This is a genomic window from Pradoshia sp. Z3_51, from assembly GCF_058215915.1.
The window spans coordinates 21,139-40,007 of sequence record NZ_JBZAJC010000016.1; the positions used below are offsets into that span (position 1 = coordinate 21,139).

Consider the following 18,869-nt stretch of genomic DNA (forward strand, 5'->3'; position numbering starts at 1 on the left):
ATTATTTTCCTCCTTCCACAGACTTCTTCTTGGTAGGAAGGACTTCTCCACGATAGATCCATACTTTTACTCCAAGCTTTCCGTAAGTAGTGTCCGCTTCTGCTGTAGCATAGTCGATGTCAGCGCGAAGAGTATGAAGTGGAACAGTTCCTTCACTGTAGTGTTCAGCACGAGCGATATCAGCTCCACCTAAACGTCCAGATACTTGAGTTTTGATACCTTTTGCACCAGCGCGCATTGCACGTTGGATAGTTTGTTTTTGTGCACGACGGAAAGATACACGGTTTTCTAATTGACGCGCGATATTTTCCGCTACTAATTTAGCGTCCAAATCAGCTCTCTTGATTTCAATGATGTTGATGTGAACACGTTTTTCAGTTAATTGATTAAGTGCTTTACGAAGCGCTTCAACTTCTGTACCACCTTTACCGATAACCATACCAGGTTTTGCAGTGTGGATAGAAATGTTCACGCGGTTTGCAGCACGTTCGATTTCGATTTTAGAAACAGATGCATCGTGAAGACGTTTCATAATGTACTCACGTACTTTAATGTCTTCGTGCAAAAGTTTAGCGTAGTCCTTTTCTGCGAACCATTTGGATTCCCAATCACGGATGATCCCGATACGCATACCGACCGGATTTACCTTTTGACCCACGGATTATCCCTCCTTCTTTTCTGATACAACGATTGTGATGTGGCTTGTGCGTTTGTTAATCGCGCTTGCACGACCCATTGCACGTGGACGGAAACGTTTAAGTGTTGGTCCTTCGTTAGCATAGGCTTCAGAAATGACAAGCGAGTTAACGTCCATATCGTAGTTGTGTTCTGCGTTTGCAACAGCAGATTTTAATACTTTTTCGATAACAGGGGAAGCTGCTTTCGGAGTTAAGTTAAGAATAGCAACTGCTTCGCCTACTTGCTTACCTCGGATTAGATCTAATACTAAACGAGCTTTACGAGGAGCAATACGAACTGTTCTAGCAACAGCTTTTGCTTGCATATTTATGCCCTCCTCTCTGATTAACGTCTTGTTTTCTTATCGTCTCCGGCATGACCTTTGTAAGCGCGAGTTGGTGCGAATTCACCGAACTTGTGGCCTACCATGTCTTCCGTTACATAAACTGGTACGTGTTTGCGTCCATCGTATACAGCAACTGTGTGTCCGATGAATTGTGGGAAGATTGTAGAACGTCTTGACCAAGTTTTGATAACTTGTTTCTTGTCAGCTTCATTCAATGCTTCAACCTTCTTGATGAGATGATCGTCAACAAATGGTCCTTTTTTTAGGCTGCGACCCATGTTTGTGCCTCCCTTCGTGATTGCTCTACGGTTCTACACGCGAACCGTAGTACAACCGCGTTATTTTTTACGACGACGAACAATAAATTTGTCTGATTTGTTTTTCTTTTTACGAGTCTTGAATCCAAGAGCTGGTTTGCCCCATGGAGTCATTGGAGACTTACGTCCGATAGGTGCTCTACCTTCACCACCACCGTGTGGGTGATCTACTGGGTTCATTACAGAACCACGTACAGTAGGGCGTTTACCTAACCAACGAGAACGTCCCGCTTTACCGATGTTGATAAGTTCGTGTTGCTCGTTACCAACTTGACCGATTGTTGCACGGCAAGTAGCAAGTATCATACGAACCTCTCCGGAATTAAGACGTACTAGTACGTAGCGTCCTTCTTTACCTAGAACTTGAGCAGAAGTACCTGCAGAACGAACTAATTGTCCTCCCTTGCCAGGTTTCAACTCGATATTGTGGATAACAGTACCCACTGGGATATTAATTAATGGAAGAGCATTACCTACTTTGATATCCGCTTCTGGTCCAGACATGATTTCCATGCCTACCACCAAGTTTTTCGGAGCAAGAATGTAACGTTTTTCCCCATCAACATAATTGATTAGTGCAATGTTAGCAGAACGGTTTGGATCGTACTCGATAGTAGCAACGCGTCCTGGAATGCCATCTTTATCACGTTTGAAATCAATGATACGGTATTGGCGCTTGTGACCGCCACCTTGATGACGAACAGTTAACTTACCTTGGTTGTTACGGCCACCTTTTCTGTGTAAAGGTGCTAATAATGATTTTTCCGGTTGATCCGTTGTAATTTCAGCGAAATCGGAAACAGTCATTCCGCGACGACCATTACTGGTAGGTTTATACTTTTTAATCGCCATGTTGTGTCCCTCCTTTTCTTTAGAAATTATGCTTCAAAGAATTCGATTTCTTTGCTATCAGCAGTTAGTTTAACAATCGCTTTACGGCGTTTGTTTGTATATCCAGCATGTTTACCCATGCGTTTGAATTTACCTTTGTAGTTCATAACGTTAACTTTTTCAACTTTAACTTCAAAGATTTCTTCAACAGCATCTTTGATTTGAGTTTTATTAGCTCTTACGTCAACTTCAAAAGTGTATTTTTTATCGGCCATGATGTCAGCTGAGCTTTCAGTAATGACGGGGCGCTTAATAATATCACGTGCTTCCATTATCCAAGCACCTCCTCTATTTTTTCAACAGCTGTTTTAGTCATGATTAACTTCTCATGCCCTACAACATCCAATACGTTAATAGCGTTAGCTTCAACGATTGTTACTCCCGGAATGTTACGACCGGAAAGTGCAACGTTTTCGTCTACATCCGCAGTTACGATCAACGCTTTTTTGTTTTCAGTATTCAAGCCTTTTAATACAGCTGTGAATTCTTTAGTTTTTGGTGCTTCAAAAGTTAAAGCATCAAGAACGATTACGTTTTCTTCGTTCACTTTAGCGGAAAGTACAGATTTAATAGCTAAACGACGTACTTTCTTAGGAAGTTTGTAAGAGTAGCTTCTTGGTGTTGGTCCGAATACCACACCACCACCACGCCATTGTGGGGAACGGATAGAACCTTGACGAGCACGTCCAGTTCCTTTTTGACGCCATGGTTTACGGCCACCGCCACTTACTTCAGAACGATTTTTAACTTTATGAGTTCCTTGGCGCAAAGACGCTCTTTGCATAAGGATTGCTTCAGTTACAACACTCTCATTTGGTTCAATACCAAATACTGATTCGTTAAGCTCGATATCGCCTACTTGAGAACCAGCTTGGTTTAAAAGAGCAATTTTCGGCATTGCGATTTTCCTCCTTTCTCGATAGATTAGTTCGCTTTAACCGCGCTTTTGATTTTAAGTAAAGCTTTTTTAGGTCCAGGAACGTTACCTTTGATAAGGATTACGTTACGTTCTGCATCAACCTTAACGATTTCAAGGTTTTGTACAGTGATTTGAGTTCCACCCATACGTCCAGCAAGTTTTTTGCCTTTGAATACGCGGTTTGGAGCAACTGGTCCCATTGAACCAGGACGACGATGGTAACGAGATCCGTGAGACATTGGGCCACGAGATTGGTTGTGACGCTTAATTGGTCCTTGGAAACCTTTACCTTTTGAGATTCCTGTTACATCAACGATTTCGCCTTCAGCGAAAAGATCTACCTTGACTTCTTGACCTACCTCATAGTTATTGAGATCTGCATCGCGAATTTCGCGAGCGAAGCGCTTAGGAGCAGTGTTCGCTTTAGCAGCGTGTCCTTGTTGTGGTTTGTTGTAAAGCATTTCGCGAAGATCTTCGTAACCTAGTTGGATAGCTTCGTAGCCATCATTTTCAACAGATTTCTTTTGAAGAACAACGTTTGGTACTGCTTCAACAACTGTTACCGGGATAAGTTCACCGTTCTCAGCGAATACTTGAGTCATACCGATTTTTCTACCTAAGATTCCTTTGGTCATGAGTCACACCTCCTAGTGTTTTCTTTTTTATTTTTATAGAACGATTATAATTTGATTTCGATATCTACGCCAGACGGCAAATCTAAACGCATTAGTGAATCTACAGTTTGTGGTGTAGGATTTACAATGTCGATTAGACGTTTGTGTGTGCGCATTTCGAATTGCTCACGAGAATCTTTGTATTTATGAACCGCACGTAGGATCGTGTACACGTTTTTCTCAGTCGGAAGTGGAATCGGACCGGAAACAGCTGCACCAGAACGTTTTGCAGTTTCTACAATTTTCTCAGCAGATTGATCAAGAATTCTGTGATCATATGCTTTTAAACGAATGCGAATCTTTTGTTTTGCCATTATTTTCCCTCCTTTATCGCCTATTTTGTAATAGACATTCTCCGTGGAAATCTCCTTACACACGCGCCATGGCAAAGCGGCCGGGTGTGTCAGCAACCTTCCACATCATCGCAATGAAAAGACCAACATTGTCTATTATACATTATACTTTCTGGGTATGCAACAGTTAAAAATAATTTCTTCTATCACACGAATATTAGTATACAATCTCACTTCTACTTTTTCAAGTTATCGTTCTTCTTTCCATAAATATACTAGCTTTCTCTTACATGTAAATAACAAAAGAGAGGGAAGCTTGTTCCTCTCTCACCACTCACCAACTGATTATTGTATGAGACCTCGTGCCAGTAACCACAATCTCTCTTCATTATTAAATTGTTTATAAGCCTTCTTATTTATGTGATCAAAGTCCACGAATTTTATGTACCTTGTATCACCCTTAATGCTCGCATCAGCTGCAGGAAGTATACGTTGTTTTTCTTTAAGCCCTTTGGTTACGGCTACCTTTTCATCGAATTCTAATCCTGCCGTAATCTTTTTTTGTTTCAGCTTTCCCTTTTCAAGAAGCACCACATGATTTCCTGCCAAAGTTTTCTTTGGAAGAACTACTACATTGTTAAGTTCCTTCAATGTGATATCAGCAGCCACATGTGATCCGATTAAAATCTGACTCTCTGTACTTTCTTCTGATGATTCACTTAGATTTTCTGGTTGAATCGATATATTATAGAAGCTTTTATCTTTCTTATGATCCTCACTAAACGGAACATCACTTATTTTTATTACCTTGCCAGTAATCAATTTTGAATCCAAATGCTTTGGTTTAATGATGACCTCCTGATCCAGTTTTATTCGCTGGATGTCATCTTCCCCAACCAAAACGTCCACTACTAAAGAGGCTTGATTCATAATAGTCAATAACGGATTATCTGCTGTTCTGCTAAAATCATTCCTATGCACAATAGTTCCATCAATTTTACTTTCTATTGTAATTTGATCTTCAGCACTGTTGGCCATATCTATCTGTGTTTGATTATCCTCAATTTGCAGCTCGATCATCTTAATTTCATATTCTATGTTTTTTATCTCATACTCCAATATTCGTGTGTTATCTAAATCCGGTTCTTTCTCCTCTTCTTCAACAGTCTGCAAGCTTTCATACTCTTGGACTTCTGACTGGAGCACGGATATATCTTCATTTAATTTATCTATTTTCATAGAGAGACGTTTGTTAGCATTTTCTAATTGTTTTATAACATCGCTGCTATCGTTATCTATAATGTAGGTTAGCAATGGCGTTCCTACTTGGACATCCTCTCCCTCTTCCACCAGGATCTCATCGAGCATCCCTCTAGGTTCTTCATAATAAATCTTATATATCTCAGAAGGCTCAGCCTTCCCTTCCGTTTGAAGCGTTTCCTTTAATGTACCTTTTTTCGTGATATAAGGGTCTGTAATAAGGACTGTACGATCAATTTTATCTATTTTGTAAATAATAATGGTATTTGTAAGTATAAATAAAAATACAGCTAAGGATACAAGAGACCATTTTTTCTCCCTAAGGCTAAAATTCATATAATCACCTTCATGATTCTAAATAATGTATCCGTTGCACCATCCAGCAATATATATATTATCCAGGATAATGATACAGTTATAATCACTCTCTTTTTACTATAATCAAGTGACTTGTGGAAAATTCGATATTGAAGATAGCCTGCCAACAGTACAAATATAGTAATATTTGCAGCTAATTCTACCCAAAAGATCTGTGGTGTTAGCATTTGCGTCATGATCCCTAGACTAAATGGTGATGAGTGTTCAGGTACCCTGAGTAACAGCATAAATATTAGTTCTATTGTTTTCGCTATGAGCATCACTATTAAAGGAATAAGCTGAAGCTTCCACACTCCTCGAAATGAGAGGTCCTCAAATACGATCCAAAATAGTACTGTAAAATATAGTGTGAATAATAACGGATATAAGAGACCAGCAGCTAGTTTGCCAATGAAGTATAAAACCTTGGTCATTTCCCATCTGTTTTCTTTTACAGTCTCCATATATACTGACAAGTTTTCGCTGCCCAACCCTAGATATCCATAGACCCCAAATAAAATCGTACTAAATAGAAGTAATCCACCAAACCAAAGTATGTAATGAGTTTTTGTCATTACGCTTCTCATCTCGATGTTTGTTTCTCGAGGGTGAAGCATAGATTTTAACGTTCCTATCATCCTTTGTCCCCCACTAAAAATTTGCATATATCTATTGTATCTGATTTTTTACATCGTAGGAAGTTTATGGGTGTTAAATAATTTCAATTTTTTGTAAACAGCGTGGAGAATTGTGTATATGAGGTTGTATTAATAGATAAGGGTAGATATTTGCTGGGGAATGAATCCTAATATGAACAAATTAACGTATCCAACTTCCCACATTTCGCAGGAAAAAACAAAACAAAAAAACAGGCGGTTGTACACCCGCCTGTTTTAATAAGTAAGAATTATTCAGTAATGCTAGCAACTACGCCTGCGCCTACTGTACGTCCGCCTTCACGAATAGAGAACTTAGTTCCTTCTTCGATCGCAACTGGAGCAATTAGTTCAACAGACATTTCGATGTTGTCTCCAGGCATAACCATTTCAGTTCCTTCTGGAAGGTTTACAACACCAGTTACGTCAGTTGTACGGAAGTAGAATTGTGGACGGTAGTTAGAGAAGAATGGAGTGTGACGTCCGCCTTCTTCTTTAGACAATACGTAAACTTCTGCTTTGAATTTTGTGTGTGGGTTGATAGTACCTGGTTTAGCAAGTACTTGTCCACGTTGGATTTCTTCACGTGCTACACCACGAAGAAGAGCTCCGATGTTGTCACCAGCTTCAGCGTAATCAAGAAGCTTACGGAACATTTCTACACCTGTTACAGTTGTAGATTTTGGTTCTTCAGCAAGACCGATGATTTCGATAACGTCACCAACTTTAACTTGACCACGTTCAACACGGCCAGTAGCAACTGTTCCACGACCAGTGATAGAGAAAACGTCCTCTACTGGCATCATGAATGGTTTGTCAGTGTCACGAGTTGGAGTTGGGATGTATTCGTCAACAGCAGCCATAAGCTCGTTGATTTTTTCTTCCCACTCAGCTTCTCCTTCAAGAGCTTTAAGAGCAGAACCTTTGATTACTGGGATATCATCGCCAGGGAATTCGTATTCAGAAAGAAGGTCACGAATTTCCATTTCAACTAGTTCAAGAAGTTCTTCGTCATCAACCATGTCACATTTGTTCATGAATACAACAAGGTAAGGTACACCTACTTGACGAGAAAGAAGGATGTGCTCACGAGTTTGTGGCATTGGGCCGTCAGCAGCAGATACTACTAAGATACCGCCGTCCATTTGTGCTGCACCAGTGATCATGTTTTTAACATAGTCAGCGTGTCCTGGGCAGTCAACGTGTGCATAGTGACGAGTTTCAGTTTCATACTCAACGTGTGCAGTAGAGATTGTGATACCACGTTCTCTTTCTTCTGGAGCACCATCGATTTGGTCGTAAGCGCGAGCTTCAGCTCCACCTACTTTTGCAAGTACAGAAGTGATTGCAGCTGTTAAAGTTGTTTTACCATGGTCAACGTGACCGATTGTTCCGATATTAACATGTGGTTTAGAACGATCAAATTTAGCTTTTGCCATTTTAGGAATTTCCTCCTTTAATATAAGAAAATTGTTATTTTATACTATGTGCCAAGACAGTTGACAATGTCTTCTATCTTGGCTTACATAAGTAGTTATACTTTAATAAAGAATGAAAATCAATTATTCACCTTTATTTTTTTTGATAATCTCTTCAGCGATGCTCTTAGGAACTTCTTCGTAGTGATCGAAAGTCATAGAGAACACGCCACGTCCTTGAGTGTTGGAACGCAATGTTGTTGCGTAACCGAACATTTCAGATAGAGGTACCATAGCACGTACAACTTGTGCGTTACCGCGTGCTTCCATACCTTCTACACGTCCACGACGAGCTGTGATATTACCCATGATGTCACCCATGTACTCTTCAGGGATAACAACTTCAACGCTCATCATTGGCTCAAGGATAACGGGATTACATTTTTTCGCTGCATTTTTAAGTGCTAAAGATGCTGCTACTTTAAATGCCATCTCAGAGGAGTCAACGTCATGGTAAGAACCATCAAATAGTTTTGCTTTAATATCGATTAATGGGTAGCCAGCAAGTACACCGCGGTCAAGAGCGTCTTCTAGACCAGCTTGTACAGCAGGAACGTATTCACGTGGTACTACACCACCAACGATAGCATTTTCAAATTCGAAGCCTTTACCTTCTTCATTAGGTGAGAACTCGATCCAAACGTGACCGTATTGTCCACGTCCACCGGATTGACGAGCAAACTTACCTTCAACCTGTGCAGGTGTACGGAAAGTCTCACGGTAAGCAACCTGAGGTGCACCAACATTAGCTTCTACTTTAAACTCACGACGCATACGGTCAACAAGAATATCTAAGTGAAGCTCACCCATACCTTCGATGATAGTTTGACCAGTTTCTTGGTCAGTATGAGCGCGGAAAGTTGGATCTTCCTCTTGAAGCTTTTGAAGAGCAGTAGACATTTTGTCTTGGTCTGCTTTAGATTTAGGTTCAATTGAAAGAGAGATAACTGGCTCAGGGAATTCCATGGATTCCAAGATAACCAGGTTCTTTTCTTCACATAGAGTATCTCCAGTTGTAGTATCTTTTAGACCTACAGCAGCGGCGATATCCCCAGCGTGTACTTCTGAGATCTCTTGACGGGAGTTCGCATGCATTTGCAGGATACGTCCTACACGCTCGCGTTTTCCTTTAGTAGAGTTTTGTACGTATGAACCGGAGCTCAAAGTACCAGAGTATACACGGAAGAATGTTAATTTACCAACATAAGGGTCAGTCATAACTTTGAAAGCAAGCGCAGAGAATGGCTCGCTGTCATCAGCATGACGTTCAACTTCCTCATCTGTATCCGGTAGAATACCTTTGATTGCAGGTACATCTAATGGAGATGGAAGGTAGTCGATTACAGCATCTAGCATTAACTGAACACCTTTGTTTTTGAATGCAGAACCACAGATAACTGGGTAGAATTCAACGTTTACAGTACCTTTACGGATAGCTGCTTTCAATTCCTCTTTAGTGATTTCTTCACCGCCAAGGTATTTTTCCATTAATTCTTCGTCAAGTTCTGCTACTGCTTCTATTAACTTCTCACGGTATTCTTCTGCTATTGCCATGTGCTCTTCAGGAATTTCACGAACTTCGATATCAGTACCAAGGTCGTTACCATAGAATACTGCGTTCATTTCCACTAGGTCAATGATTGCTTCGAAGTCATCTTCAGCACCGATTGGTATCTGAATTGGGTGTGCATTCGCTTGAAGGCGTTCATGTAAAGTTTTTACGGAGTATAAGAAATCCGCACCGATTTTGTCCATTTTGTTAACAAAAACAACACGTGGTACTCCGTAAGTTGTAGCTTGGCGCCAAACTGTTTCAGTTTGTGGTTCAACACCGGATTGTGCATCTAGTACTGCTACCGCACCATCAAGTACACGAAGGGAACGTTCAACTTCAACTGTGAAGTCTACGTGTCCTGGTGTGTCGATGATATTTACACGGTGTTCTTTCCAAGCTGCTGTTGTTGCAGCAGATGTGATCGTGATTCCACGCTCTTGTTCTTGCTCCATCCAGTCCATTTGTGATGCACCTTCATGAGTTTCTCCAATTTTGTGGATACGACCTGTGTAGTAAAGAACGCGCTCAGTAGTCGTCGTTTTACCAGCATCGATATGAGCCATGATACCAATATTACGAGTTTTTTCTAAGGAGAACTCTCTAGCCATTGGGTCTTTCTCCTTCCTTGTGGATATAGATTTTTAGTAGTTTTGATTTTACCAACGATAGTGAGCGAAAGCTTTGTTAGCTTCAGCCATTTTATGTGTATCTTCGCGTTTCTTAACAGAAGCGCCAGTGTTATTAGCTGCATCCATGATTTCGTTAGCTAAGCGCTCTTCCATAGTTTTTTCACCACGAAGACGAGCATAGTTTACTAACCAACGAAGTCCTAGAGTAGTACGTCTGTCAGGGCGAACCTCAACTGGTACTTGGTAGTTAGCTCCACCTACACGGCGTGCTCTAACTTCTAGAACTGGCATGATATTTTTTAAAGCTTGATCGAAAACTTCCATTGGATCGTTACCAGTACGCTCTCTTACGATATCGAAAGAAGCATAAAGGATTTTTTGGGAAGTCCCTCTTTTTCCATCGATCATCATTTTGTTGATCAATTTTGTTACAAGCTTGGAATTATATATCGGATCAGGTAATACATCTCTTTTTGAAACAGGTCCTTTACGAGGCATATTTTGTTCCTCCTTTCAAAGAAGTAATTATTTTGATTTTAAAATTATTTTTTAGCTGCTTTAGGTTTTTTCGTACCGTATTTAGAACGACCTTGCATACGGTTGTTAACGCCTGCAGTATCAAGAGCGCCACGCACGATGTGGTAACGTACCCCTGGAAGGTCTTTTACACGTCCTCCACGGATTAATACAACACTGTGCTCTTGCAAGTTGTGGCCGATACCAGGAATGTAAGCAGTAACCTCGATTCCATTAGTCAAACGTACACGCGCATATTTACGTAACGCGGAGTTTGGTTTCTTTGGAGTCATTGTACCAACACGAGTACATACCCCACGTTTTTGTGGAGATGATACGTTTGTTTGGGATTTCTTGAAGCTGTTGTAACCTTTATTCAAAGCTGGAGACTTTGATTTTTCTTCTTTAGATTTACGTGGCTTACGTACCAATTGGTTAATAGTTGGCATGATGTTTCCTCCCTTCAAAATTGGTTCCCCTAGTCCCACACATCCAGGTGGTTCATAAAAGGGTAAAAACAAAGTTTTTGCATCAACTGCAAAAACAGTTTTCTATTTCATAATGACAACAGCTGCTGCTCCAACATCTATTTTGCATGCTTTTCCGAGCAACCTCATCGAGTCTACATAATCGATTGGAACGGAATACTCTTTAGCAGCATCAATTACTTTTGATGTGATTGTTGAATCAGCATCAAGAGCAATAATAACTGTTTCGGCATTTCCTGTTCGGAGAGCTTTCACTGTTTGTTTCGTCCCTATTATCAGGTTCTTTGCCTGAGATACTTTTTCATAAGACATCATTAATATCCTCCAAAGTAACAGGTTAATAGGAGCACCTTTGCTATAGTACCATTTATAAAACATAAATGTCAACAATCGCACGAAAAAAATTAATTTGTTACCCTTATTTACTTTATATATACAGAAGATTAGCCGGATTGATCATCCGGCTACCTCTTCTGATGTAGATTGGTTACTCAGCTGGAACCGTTTCTTCCTTTTGTTCAGTTAGAACCGGAACAGCTTTACGGTAACGATGCATACCTGTACCAGCAGGTATTAACTTACCGATAATAACGTTCTCTTTAAGTCCAAGCAATTCATCACGTTTTCCTTTAATCGCTGCATCTGTAAGGACACGAGTAGTTTCCTGGAAGGATGCGGCGGACAGGAAGGAATCCGTTTCAAGAGATGCTTTTGTAATACCAAGCAATAGCGGGCGTCCCGTAGCAGGATTTTTACCTTGAAGCAACGCCTCATGGTTTGCTTTTGTGAACTGATGAATATCCAGTAATGTTCCTGGCAATACATCGGTTTCTCCGGCATCGATAACACGAATTTTCTTAAGCATTTGACGAACCATAACCTCTACGTGTTTATCGCCAATTTCTACCCCTTGCATGCGGTATACTTTTTGCACTTCTTTTAACAGGTATTCCTGTACAGAACGTACATTTGTAACTTTAAGAAGTTCTTTTGGATCAATAGAACCTTCTGTAAGTTCCTGACCAGGAACAACTGTGTCATTTACATTCACTTTCAAGCGCGCAGAGTACGGAGCTGTATAAGAGCGGCTTTCCACTGCACCTTGAATTGTGATTTCCTGTTGTTTGTCACGGACTTCGTTAATCGCTGTAACCGTACCTTCGATTTCAGCAATAACTGCCTGCCCTTTAGGGTTACGTGCTTCAAACAACTCCTGAATACGCGGAAGACCTTGTGTAATATCGTCTCCGGCAACCCCACCTGTATGGAAAGTACGCATTGTCAACTGTGTACCAGGTTCACCGATGGATTGAGCAGCGATGATTCCGACTGCTTCACCAACTTCAACCTCTTGACCAGTTGCAAGGTTACGTCCGTAACATTTCTTACATACACCATGGCGAGTGTTACATGTAAATGCAGAGCGAATTGTTACTTCTTCAATACCAAGTTCTTCAATTTTTTGAGCAAGATCTTCAGTGAAGATTTCGTTCTCATTAATCAGAACTTCGCCTGTTTCAGGGTGTTTAACTTTCTTCCTTGCATAACGTCCTACCAGACGTTCTTCAAGGCTTTCGATCGTTTCTGTACCATCTTTCAAAGCTCTTACTTCTAAGCCGCGGTCTGTTCCACAGTCATCTTCTCTAACGATAACATCCTGTGCAACATCAACCAGACGTCTTGTTAAGTAACCGGAATCGGCTGTTTTCAATGCTGTATCGGCAAGACCTTTACGCGCACCATGAGTGGAGATGAAGTACTCCAATACCGTTAAGCCTTCACGGAAACTTGATTTGATTGGGAGCTCAATAATACGACCAGCCGGGTTGGCCATCAATCCACGCATACCCGCAAGCTGCGTAAAGTTAGATGCGTTACCACGGGCTCCGGAATCACTCATCATAAAGATTGGATTCAAGTGATGTAAGGATGCCATTAGCTTACTTTGGATATCATCCTTCGCTTCACTCCAAATTGAGATAACACGGTCATAACGTTCTTCTTCTGTGATTAAACCACGTCTGAATTGTTTCATGACACTGTCTACTTTACCTTGAGCTTTTTCAAGAATTTCTTGTTTTTCAGGTAAAACGACGATATCTGCAACCCCTACAGTAATACCTGCACGAGTCGAATATTTAAATCCTAAATCCTTCATGCGATCAAGCATTTTGGATGTTTCAGTTATTTTAAAACGTTTAAAGACTTCAGCAATAATGTTACCAAGAATTTTCTTCTTAAATGGTTGGATTCTTTCGCGATTCGCCAAGATCTCCTTCACATTTGCTCCCTTTTCAACAAAATATTTCTCTGGTGTTTTTTCTTCCAGATTGGATCTTGTTGGTTCGTTAATATAAGGGAAAGTTTCAGGAAGAATTTCATTGAATATCAATTTACCAACAGTAGTAAGCAATAATTGCTTATTCTGTTCTTCCGTAAACGTTTCGTTATTTAAAGAGCTAGCATGAACAGCTACACGAGTGTGTAAGTGAACATATCCGTTTTGATAGGCAAGTACTGCTTCATTAGTGTCGTTGAAGATCATACCTTCTCCAACTGCTCCTGGTCTTTCCATTGTCAGATAATAGTTACCAAGAACCATATCCTGTGATGGAGTTACAACCGGTTTACCATCCTTAGGGTTAAGGATGTTTTGCGCAGCTAGCATCAATAGACGGGCTTCCGCTTGTGCTTCTGCAGATAAAGGTACGTGAACAGCCATTTGGTCACCGTCAAAGTCAGCGTTATACGCTGTACATACTAACGGGTGAAGTCGAATAGCTCTACCTTCAACTAATGTTGGTTCGAACGCCTGGATTCCTAGACGGTGAAGTGTCGGGGCACGGTTTAATAGAACCGGATGCTCCTTAATTACTTCTTCAAGCACATCCCAAATATCAGGAGAATGTCTTTCGATCTTTCTCTTAGCTGATTTGATGTTATGAGCCAATCCTTTTTCAACAAGTTCTTTCATTACGAAAGGCTTGAATAGTTCGATTGCCATTTCCTTCGGCAAACCACATTGGTACATTTTCAAGTTTGGTCCTACAACGATAACGGAACGACCAGAATAGTCAACACGTTTACCGAGTAAGTTTTGACGGAAACGACCTTGTTTACCTTTAAGCATATGAGACAAAGACTTAAGCGGACGGTTACCAGGTCCTGTTACAGGACGGCCACGTCTACCGTTATCAATCAATGCGTCAACTGCTTCCTGAAGCATACGCTTTTCATTTTGAACAATGATGCTTGGAGCACCTAAATCAAGCAGACGTTTCAAACGATTGTTACGGTTGATTACTCTGCGATACAGGTCATTCAAGTCAGATGTTGCAAAACGGCCGCCATCCAATTGAACCATTGGACGAAGCTCAGGAGGAATAACCGGAAGTACATCCAGAATCATCCAAGAAGGTTCGTTACCTGAATGACGGAATGCTTCCAATACTTCAAGACGTTTAATCGCACGTGTACGGCGTTGTCCCTGAGCTGTTTTAAGCTCTTCTTTCAAGGATTCTACCTCTTTGTTAAGATCGATATCCTGAAGAAGCTTTTTAATGGATTCTGCACCCATCCCAGCTTGGAACTTGTTGCCGTATTTATCACGGTATGCACGGTATTCTTTTTCAGATAGAAGCTGCTTTCTCTCTAAAGCAGTATCTCCTGCTTCTGTAACAACGTAAGAAGCAAAATAAATTACTTCTTCCAAGGCACGCGGAGACATGTCAAGCAAAAGACCCATACGGCTTGGAATTCCTTTAAAGTACCAAATATGAGAAACCGGAGCAGCCAATTCAATATGGCCCATACGCTCACGTCTCACTTTAGCTCTAGTTACTTCAACACCACAACGGTCACAAACTACACCTTTGTAGCGTACTCTTTTATATTTACCGCAGTGGCATTCCCAGTCCTTTGTAGGACCGAAAATGCGCTCACAGAACAACCCATCTTTTTCAGGTTTAAGTGTACGGTAGTTTATAGTTTCTGGCTTTTTCACTTCTCCGAAAGACCAAGAGCGAATCTTATCCGGTGAAGCAAGGCCTATTTTCATATATTCAAAATTGTTTACATCCAACAAGGGGCCTACCTCCCTTTCCGTATCCCAATATCACTAAGGTTACTCGATTGTACCAACTGTTTCTGATTCGGGACTTTTCACATCAGGATCTATGGTTAATGTATCTGCTTGGTGAATATCGTCATCATCTTCCAGATCACGCATTTCAATTTCTTTATCATCACCAGAAAGAATCTTAACATCCATACCTAAACTTTGAAGTTCCTTGATTAAAACCTTGAAAGATTCCGGAACGCCCGGTTCAGGTACATTGTCACCTTTTACAATTGCTTCATAAGTTTTCACACGACCAACAACATCATCAGATTTAACTGTAAGGATTTCTTGAAGTGTGTATGCAGCACCATATGCTTCAAGTGCCCATACCTCCATCTCACCAAAACGCTGACCACCGAATTGAGCTTTACCACCCAATGGTTGTTGCGTAACAAGTGAGTAAGGTCCTGTTGAACGGGCATGAAGTTTATCATCAACCATGTGTGCCAGTTTGATCATATACATGACACCAACGGAAACACGGTTATCAAATGGTTCTCCAGTTCTGCCGTCATAAAGAATTGTTTTCGCATCGCGAGACATACCAGCCTCTTCGATTGTATCCCAAACATCTTCTTCACGCGCACCGTCAAATACAGGAGTTGCCACATGGATTCCAAGCTGTCTTGCAGCCATACCTAAGTGCAATTCCAATACCTGACCGATATTCATACGTGATGGTACCCCTAATGGGTTCAACATGATATCGACAGGTGTTCCATCCGGAAGGAAAGGCATATCTTCTTCAGGTAAAATTCGGGAGATAACCCCTTTGTTACCGTGACGACCGGCCATTTTATCTCCTTCATGGATCTTACGTTTCTGAACGATGTATACACGTACCAACTGGTTCACACCTGGTGGCAGTTCATCACCGTCTTCACGTGTAAAGACTTTAACATCATGGACAATTCCTCCACCGCCATGCGGTACACGGAGAGATGTGTCACGAACTTCACGAGCCTTCTCACCAAAGATTGCATGTAACAATCTTTCTTCTGCAGTCAGCTCCGTAACCCCTTTAGGAGTTACCTTACCAACTAGAAGGTCACCGTCTTTAACTTCGGCACCGATGCGAATGATTCCACGGTCATCCAAGTTGCGCAGGGCATCTTCCCCAACGTTTGGAATGTCACGTGTAATTTCTTCCGGTCCAAGTTTAGTATCACGAGCTTCAGATTCATATTCTTCGATATGAATAGAAGTATATACATCGTCTTTAACAAGACGTTCACTCATAATGATGGCATCCTCATAGTTATAACCATCCCATGTCATGAAGGCAACAAGTACGTTTTGGCCTAATGCCAATTCGCCAAGCTCCATGGACGGACCATCTGCAAGAATTTCTCCTTTAACAACACGGTCACCCGATTTAACGATCGGACGTTGGTTATAACATGTTCCTTGGTTAGAACGGATGAATTTAAGGGTACGGTATTTATCAAGATTACCTTTTACCTCTTCACCATCTACTTCACTAACACGTCTTACCCAGATTTCTCTGGCTTCCACGTGTTCTACGATTCCATCGTGCTTACAAATTACAGCAGCACCGGAATCTTTACCGGATACATATTCCATACCTGTACCAACAATTGGAGCCTGCGGACGAATAAGCGGAACCGCTTGACGTTGCATGTTCGCTCCCATAAGGGCACGGTTGGAGTCATCGTTTTCAAGGAACGGGATACAAGCTGTTGCAGCTGATACAACCTGTTTAGGTGATACGTCCATATAGTCAACGCGATCACGTTTAACAACTGTATTTTCACCACGGAAACGAGCTACAACTTCCTCGTTCATAAATCCACCATCTTCAGTTAGCGGGGCATTTGCCTGTGCCACTACATAAAGATCCTCTTCATCAGCAGTCAAGTAATCCATTCGATCAGTTACTTTGCCTGTCGCAGGGTCTACCCTTCTATATGGCGTTTCAATGAAACCGTATGGGTTTACTTTTGCGAATGTAGATAGTGAGTTAATCAAACCAATGTTTGGTCCCTCAGGTGTTTCAATTGGGCACATACGTCCATAGTGGGAATAGTGAACGTCACGAACTTCCATTCCGGCACGTTCCCTTGTTAAACCACCAGGTCCAAGTGCAGACAATCTCCGTTTATGTGTCAATTCAGCAAGTGGATTTGTTTGATCCATAAACTGAGACAACTGGGAGCTTCCAAAGAATTCTTTAATAGAAGCTATAACCGGGCGAATGTTAATAAGCTGCTGCGGTGTAATTGTGTTTGTATCCTGGATGGACATTCTCTCACGAACCACACGCTCCATACGGGATAAACCAATTCTGAATTGGTTTTGCAATAGCTCACCAACTGAACGCAGACGTCGGTTACCTAAATGATCGATATCATCTGTGTCGCCAACACCATGCAGTAAGTTAAAGAAGTAACTGATAGTAGATACAATATCAGCAGGTGTAATGTTTTTAACTTTCTTTTCTACATAAGCATTGCCGATAACATTAATTACTTTTTCACCTTCAGCATCGCTCGGTGCATAGATTTTTACATTTTGAACCAGTACATCTTCTTCCACGACTCCCCCAACAGGGTTGTACGTTTTGAAGCCAATCCCATTTTCTAAGTAAGGGATGATTTTATCGAGAGTACGGCGATCCAACAAAGTATCTTTTTCAACTAAGATTTCTCCTGTTTCAGGGTCCACCAAAGTTTCAGCTACTTTTTGGTTGAAAAGACGATTTTTTATATGAAGTTTCTTGTTAATTTTATAGCGTCCTACATTTGCCAAATCATATCTCTTCGGATCAAAGAAACGTGATACAAGCAAACTTTTCGCATTTTCGACCGTAGGTGGTTCACCTGGGCGAAGACGCTCATAGATTTCAAGCAAAGCTTTTTCTGTACTTTCAGTATTATCTTTTTCCAATGTGTTACGGATGTACTCGTTATCACCGATTAGATCGATGATTTCTTGATCAGAGCCGAATCCAAGAGCACGCAAAAGAACCGTTACCGGCAACTTCCTTGTACGATCGATTCTTACGTAAACTACATCTTTCGCGTCAGTTTCATATTCCAACCATGCTCCGCGGTTTGGAATTACGGTAGCTGTGAATCCACGCTTTCCGTTTTTATCAACCTTCCCGCTGTAGTATACACTCGGGGATCGTACTAATTGGGATACGATAACACGTTCGGCACCGTTTATAACAAACGTTCCCGTTTCCGTCATGAGAGGGAAATCACCCATAAAGACATCTTGGTCTTTAACTTCTCCCGTCTCTTTGTTTACAAGTCTTACTTTAACCCGTAATGGGGCGGAGTAGGTTACATCCCGCTCCTTAGATTCTTCCACAGGATATTTCGGGTCTCCGAGGCTATAATCGATAAACTCAAGAGACAGATTTCCTGTAAAATCCTCGATAGGGGAAATGTCCTGGAACATTTCTCTTAAGCCCTCATCAAGAAACCATTGATAGGAAGAGGTTTGAATTTCAATTAAATTCGGTAATTCGAGCACTTCGCTAATGCGCGCATAGCTCCGGCGTTGGCGATGTCGTCCATACTGAACAAGTTGACCTGTCAACTGATTCACCCCTCAAATAAAGCGTTTATGATAGAATTTATATTCTAACAGCCATATACAAGCTGATAGAACAAAAAAAGAAAAAGGGTTTCAATCTGAAAACCTCAATTTCAAAAACGCATAGT

At 41.2% G+C, this 18,869-nt stretch carries 17 protein-coding genes; all 17 read right to left on the reverse strand.

The window, feature by feature from the left end:
- Position 1 precedes the first annotated feature (1 nt).
- The gene (rpsC, locus tag AC4BHA_RS17980; protein ID WP_066102964.1) at positions 2–658 is read right to left on the reverse strand and encodes a 30S ribosomal protein S3; all 657 of its coding nucleotides are present in this window, start codon (positions 656–658) and stop codon (positions 2–4) included.
- Positions 659–661: 3 nt separating this feature from the next.
- Positions 662–1,003: a 50S ribosomal protein L22 gene (gene rplV, locus AC4BHA_RS17985; protein ID WP_066102967.1), complete on the reverse strand. Its 342-nt coding sequence runs from the start codon at positions 1,001–1,003 to the stop codon at positions 662–664.
- Positions 1,004–1,023: 20 nt separating this feature from the next.
- On the reverse strand, positions 1,024–1,302 hold the full coding sequence (rpsS, locus tag AC4BHA_RS17990) for a 30S ribosomal protein S19 (RefSeq protein ID WP_066102971.1): 279 nt from the start codon (positions 1,300–1,302) through the stop codon (positions 1,024–1,026).
- Between the two features lie 60 nt (positions 1,303–1,362).
- Complete coding sequence (rplB, locus tag AC4BHA_RS17995; RefSeq protein ID WP_066102974.1) at positions 1,363–2,193, reverse strand: 50S ribosomal protein L2; 831 nt, start codon at positions 2,191–2,193, stop codon at positions 1,363–1,365.
- Between the two features lie 26 nt (positions 2,194–2,219).
- Positions 2,220–2,504 (reverse strand): 50S ribosomal protein L23, encoded by a 285-nt coding sequence (gene rplW / locus AC4BHA_RS18000; protein ID WP_066102977.1) that lies wholly within the window; start codon positions 2,502–2,504, stop codon positions 2,220–2,222.
- Positions 2,504–3,130, reverse strand: a complete 627-nt coding sequence (gene rplD / locus AC4BHA_RS18005) for a 50S ribosomal protein L4 (protein ID WP_066102980.1) — start codon at positions 3,128–3,130, stop codon at positions 2,504–2,506. The genes rplW and rplD overlap by 1 nt, the downstream gene beginning before the upstream one ends.
- Before the next feature lie 26 nt (positions 3,131–3,156).
- On the reverse strand, positions 3,157–3,786 hold the full coding sequence (gene rplC, locus AC4BHA_RS18010) for a 50S ribosomal protein L3 (RefSeq protein WP_066102983.1): 630 nt from the start codon (positions 3,784–3,786) through the stop codon (positions 3,157–3,159).
- Between the two features lie 44 nt (positions 3,787–3,830).
- Entirely contained in the window at positions 3,831–4,139 is a 309-nt protein-coding gene (gene rpsJ, locus AC4BHA_RS18015) for a 30S ribosomal protein S10 (RefSeq protein ID WP_066102989.1), read from the reverse strand.
- A 324-nt stretch (positions 4,140–4,463) separates the two neighbouring features.
- Positions 4,464–5,714, reverse strand: a complete 1,251-nt coding sequence (locus AC4BHA_RS18020) for an efflux RND transporter periplasmic adaptor subunit (RefSeq protein ID WP_490553537.1) — start codon at positions 5,712–5,714, stop codon at positions 4,464–4,466.
- Entirely contained in the window at positions 5,711–6,373 is a 663-nt protein-coding gene (locus tag AC4BHA_RS18025) for a hypothetical protein (RefSeq protein WP_066102996.1), read from the reverse strand. Before AC4BHA_RS18025 ends, AC4BHA_RS18020 begins: the two co-directional genes overlap by 4 nt.
- A 269-nt stretch (positions 6,374–6,642) precedes the next feature.
- Positions 6,643–7,830 (reverse strand): elongation factor Tu, encoded by a 1,188-nt coding sequence (gene tuf, locus AC4BHA_RS18030; protein WP_066102999.1) that lies wholly within the window; start codon positions 7,828–7,830, stop codon positions 6,643–6,645.
- A gap of 123 nt (positions 7,831–7,953) precedes the next feature.
- Entirely contained in the window at positions 7,954–10,032 is a 2,079-nt protein-coding gene (gene fusA, locus AC4BHA_RS18035) for an elongation factor G (protein WP_066103001.1), read from the reverse strand.
- A 48-nt stretch (positions 10,033–10,080) separates the two neighbouring features.
- Entirely contained in the window at positions 10,081–10,551 is a 471-nt protein-coding gene (rpsG, locus tag AC4BHA_RS18040) for a 30S ribosomal protein S7 (protein ID WP_066103004.1), read from the reverse strand.
- Positions 10,552–10,595: 44 nt separating this feature from the next.
- Entirely contained in the window at positions 10,596–11,018 is a 423-nt protein-coding gene (rpsL, locus tag AC4BHA_RS18045) for a 30S ribosomal protein S12 (protein WP_049672552.1), read from the reverse strand.
- A gap of 102 nt (positions 11,019–11,120) precedes the next feature.
- Entirely contained in the window at positions 11,121–11,369 is a 249-nt protein-coding gene (locus tag AC4BHA_RS18050) for a 50S ribosomal protein L7ae-like protein (RefSeq protein ID WP_066103006.1), read from the reverse strand.
- Between the two features lie 175 nt (positions 11,370–11,544).
- Positions 11,545–15,141: a DNA-directed RNA polymerase subunit beta' gene (gene rpoC / locus AC4BHA_RS18055; protein ID WP_066103009.1), complete on the reverse strand. Its 3,597-nt coding sequence runs from the start codon at positions 15,139–15,141 to the stop codon at positions 11,545–11,547.
- Positions 15,142–15,180: 39 nt separating this feature from the next.
- Positions 15,181–18,744 (reverse strand): DNA-directed RNA polymerase subunit beta, encoded by a 3,564-nt coding sequence (rpoB, locus tag AC4BHA_RS18060; RefSeq protein WP_066103012.1) that lies wholly within the window; start codon positions 18,742–18,744, stop codon positions 15,181–15,183.
- Positions 18,745–18,869: the final 125 nt, after the last annotated feature.

What these genes read in the sequence shown, in the direction of transcription:
- rplD (WP_066102980.1), bottom strand. Translation starts at nt 3,130, where the DNA reads ATGCCGAAAATTGCTCTTTTAAACCAAGCTGGTTCTCAAGTAGGCGAT.
- rplW (WP_066102977.1), bottom strand. Translation starts at nt 2,504, where the DNA reads ATGGAAGCACGTGATATTATTAAGCGCCCCGTCATTACTGAAAGCTCA.
- AC4BHA_RS18025 (WP_066102996.1), bottom strand. Translation starts at nt 6,373, where the DNA reads ATGATAGGAACGTTAAAATCTATGCTTCACCCTCGAGAAACAAACATC.
- rplB (WP_066102974.1), bottom strand. Translation starts at nt 2,193, where the DNA reads ATGGCGATTAAAAAGTATAAACCTACCAGTAATGGTCGTCGCGGAATG.
- rpsG (WP_066103004.1), bottom strand. Translation starts at nt 10,551, where the DNA reads ATGCCTCGTAAAGGACCTGTTTCAAAAAGAGATGTATTACCTGATCCG.
- AC4BHA_RS18020 (WP_490553537.1), bottom strand. Translation starts at nt 5,714, where the DNA reads ATGAATTTTAGCCTTAGGGAGAAAAAATGGTCTCTTGTATCCTTAGCT.
- tuf (WP_066102999.1), bottom strand. Translation starts at nt 7,830, where the DNA reads ATGGCAAAAGCTAAATTTGATCGTTCTAAACCACATGTTAATATCGGA.
- rplV (WP_066102967.1), bottom strand. Translation starts at nt 1,003, where the DNA reads ATGCAAGCAAAAGCTGTTGCTAGAACAGTTCGTATTGCTCCTCGTAAA.
- AC4BHA_RS18050 (WP_066103006.1), bottom strand. Translation starts at nt 11,369, where the DNA reads ATGTCTTATGAAAAAGTATCTCAGGCAAAGAACCTGATAATAGGGACG.
- rpsJ (WP_066102989.1), bottom strand. Translation starts at nt 4,139, where the DNA reads ATGGCAAAACAAAAGATTCGCATTCGTTTAAAAGCATATGATCACAGA.
- rplC (WP_066102983.1), bottom strand. Translation starts at nt 3,786, where the DNA reads ATGACCAAAGGAATCTTAGGTAGAAAAATCGGTATGACTCAAGTATTC.
- rpsL (WP_049672552.1), bottom strand. Translation starts at nt 11,018, where the DNA reads ATGCCAACTATTAACCAATTGGTACGTAAGCCACGTAAATCTAAAGAA.
- rpsS (WP_066102971.1), bottom strand. Translation starts at nt 1,302, where the DNA reads ATGGGTCGCAGCCTAAAAAAAGGACCATTTGTTGACGATCATCTCATC.
- fusA (WP_066103001.1), bottom strand. Translation starts at nt 10,032, where the DNA reads ATGGCTAGAGAGTTCTCCTTAGAAAAAACTCGTAATATTGGTATCATG.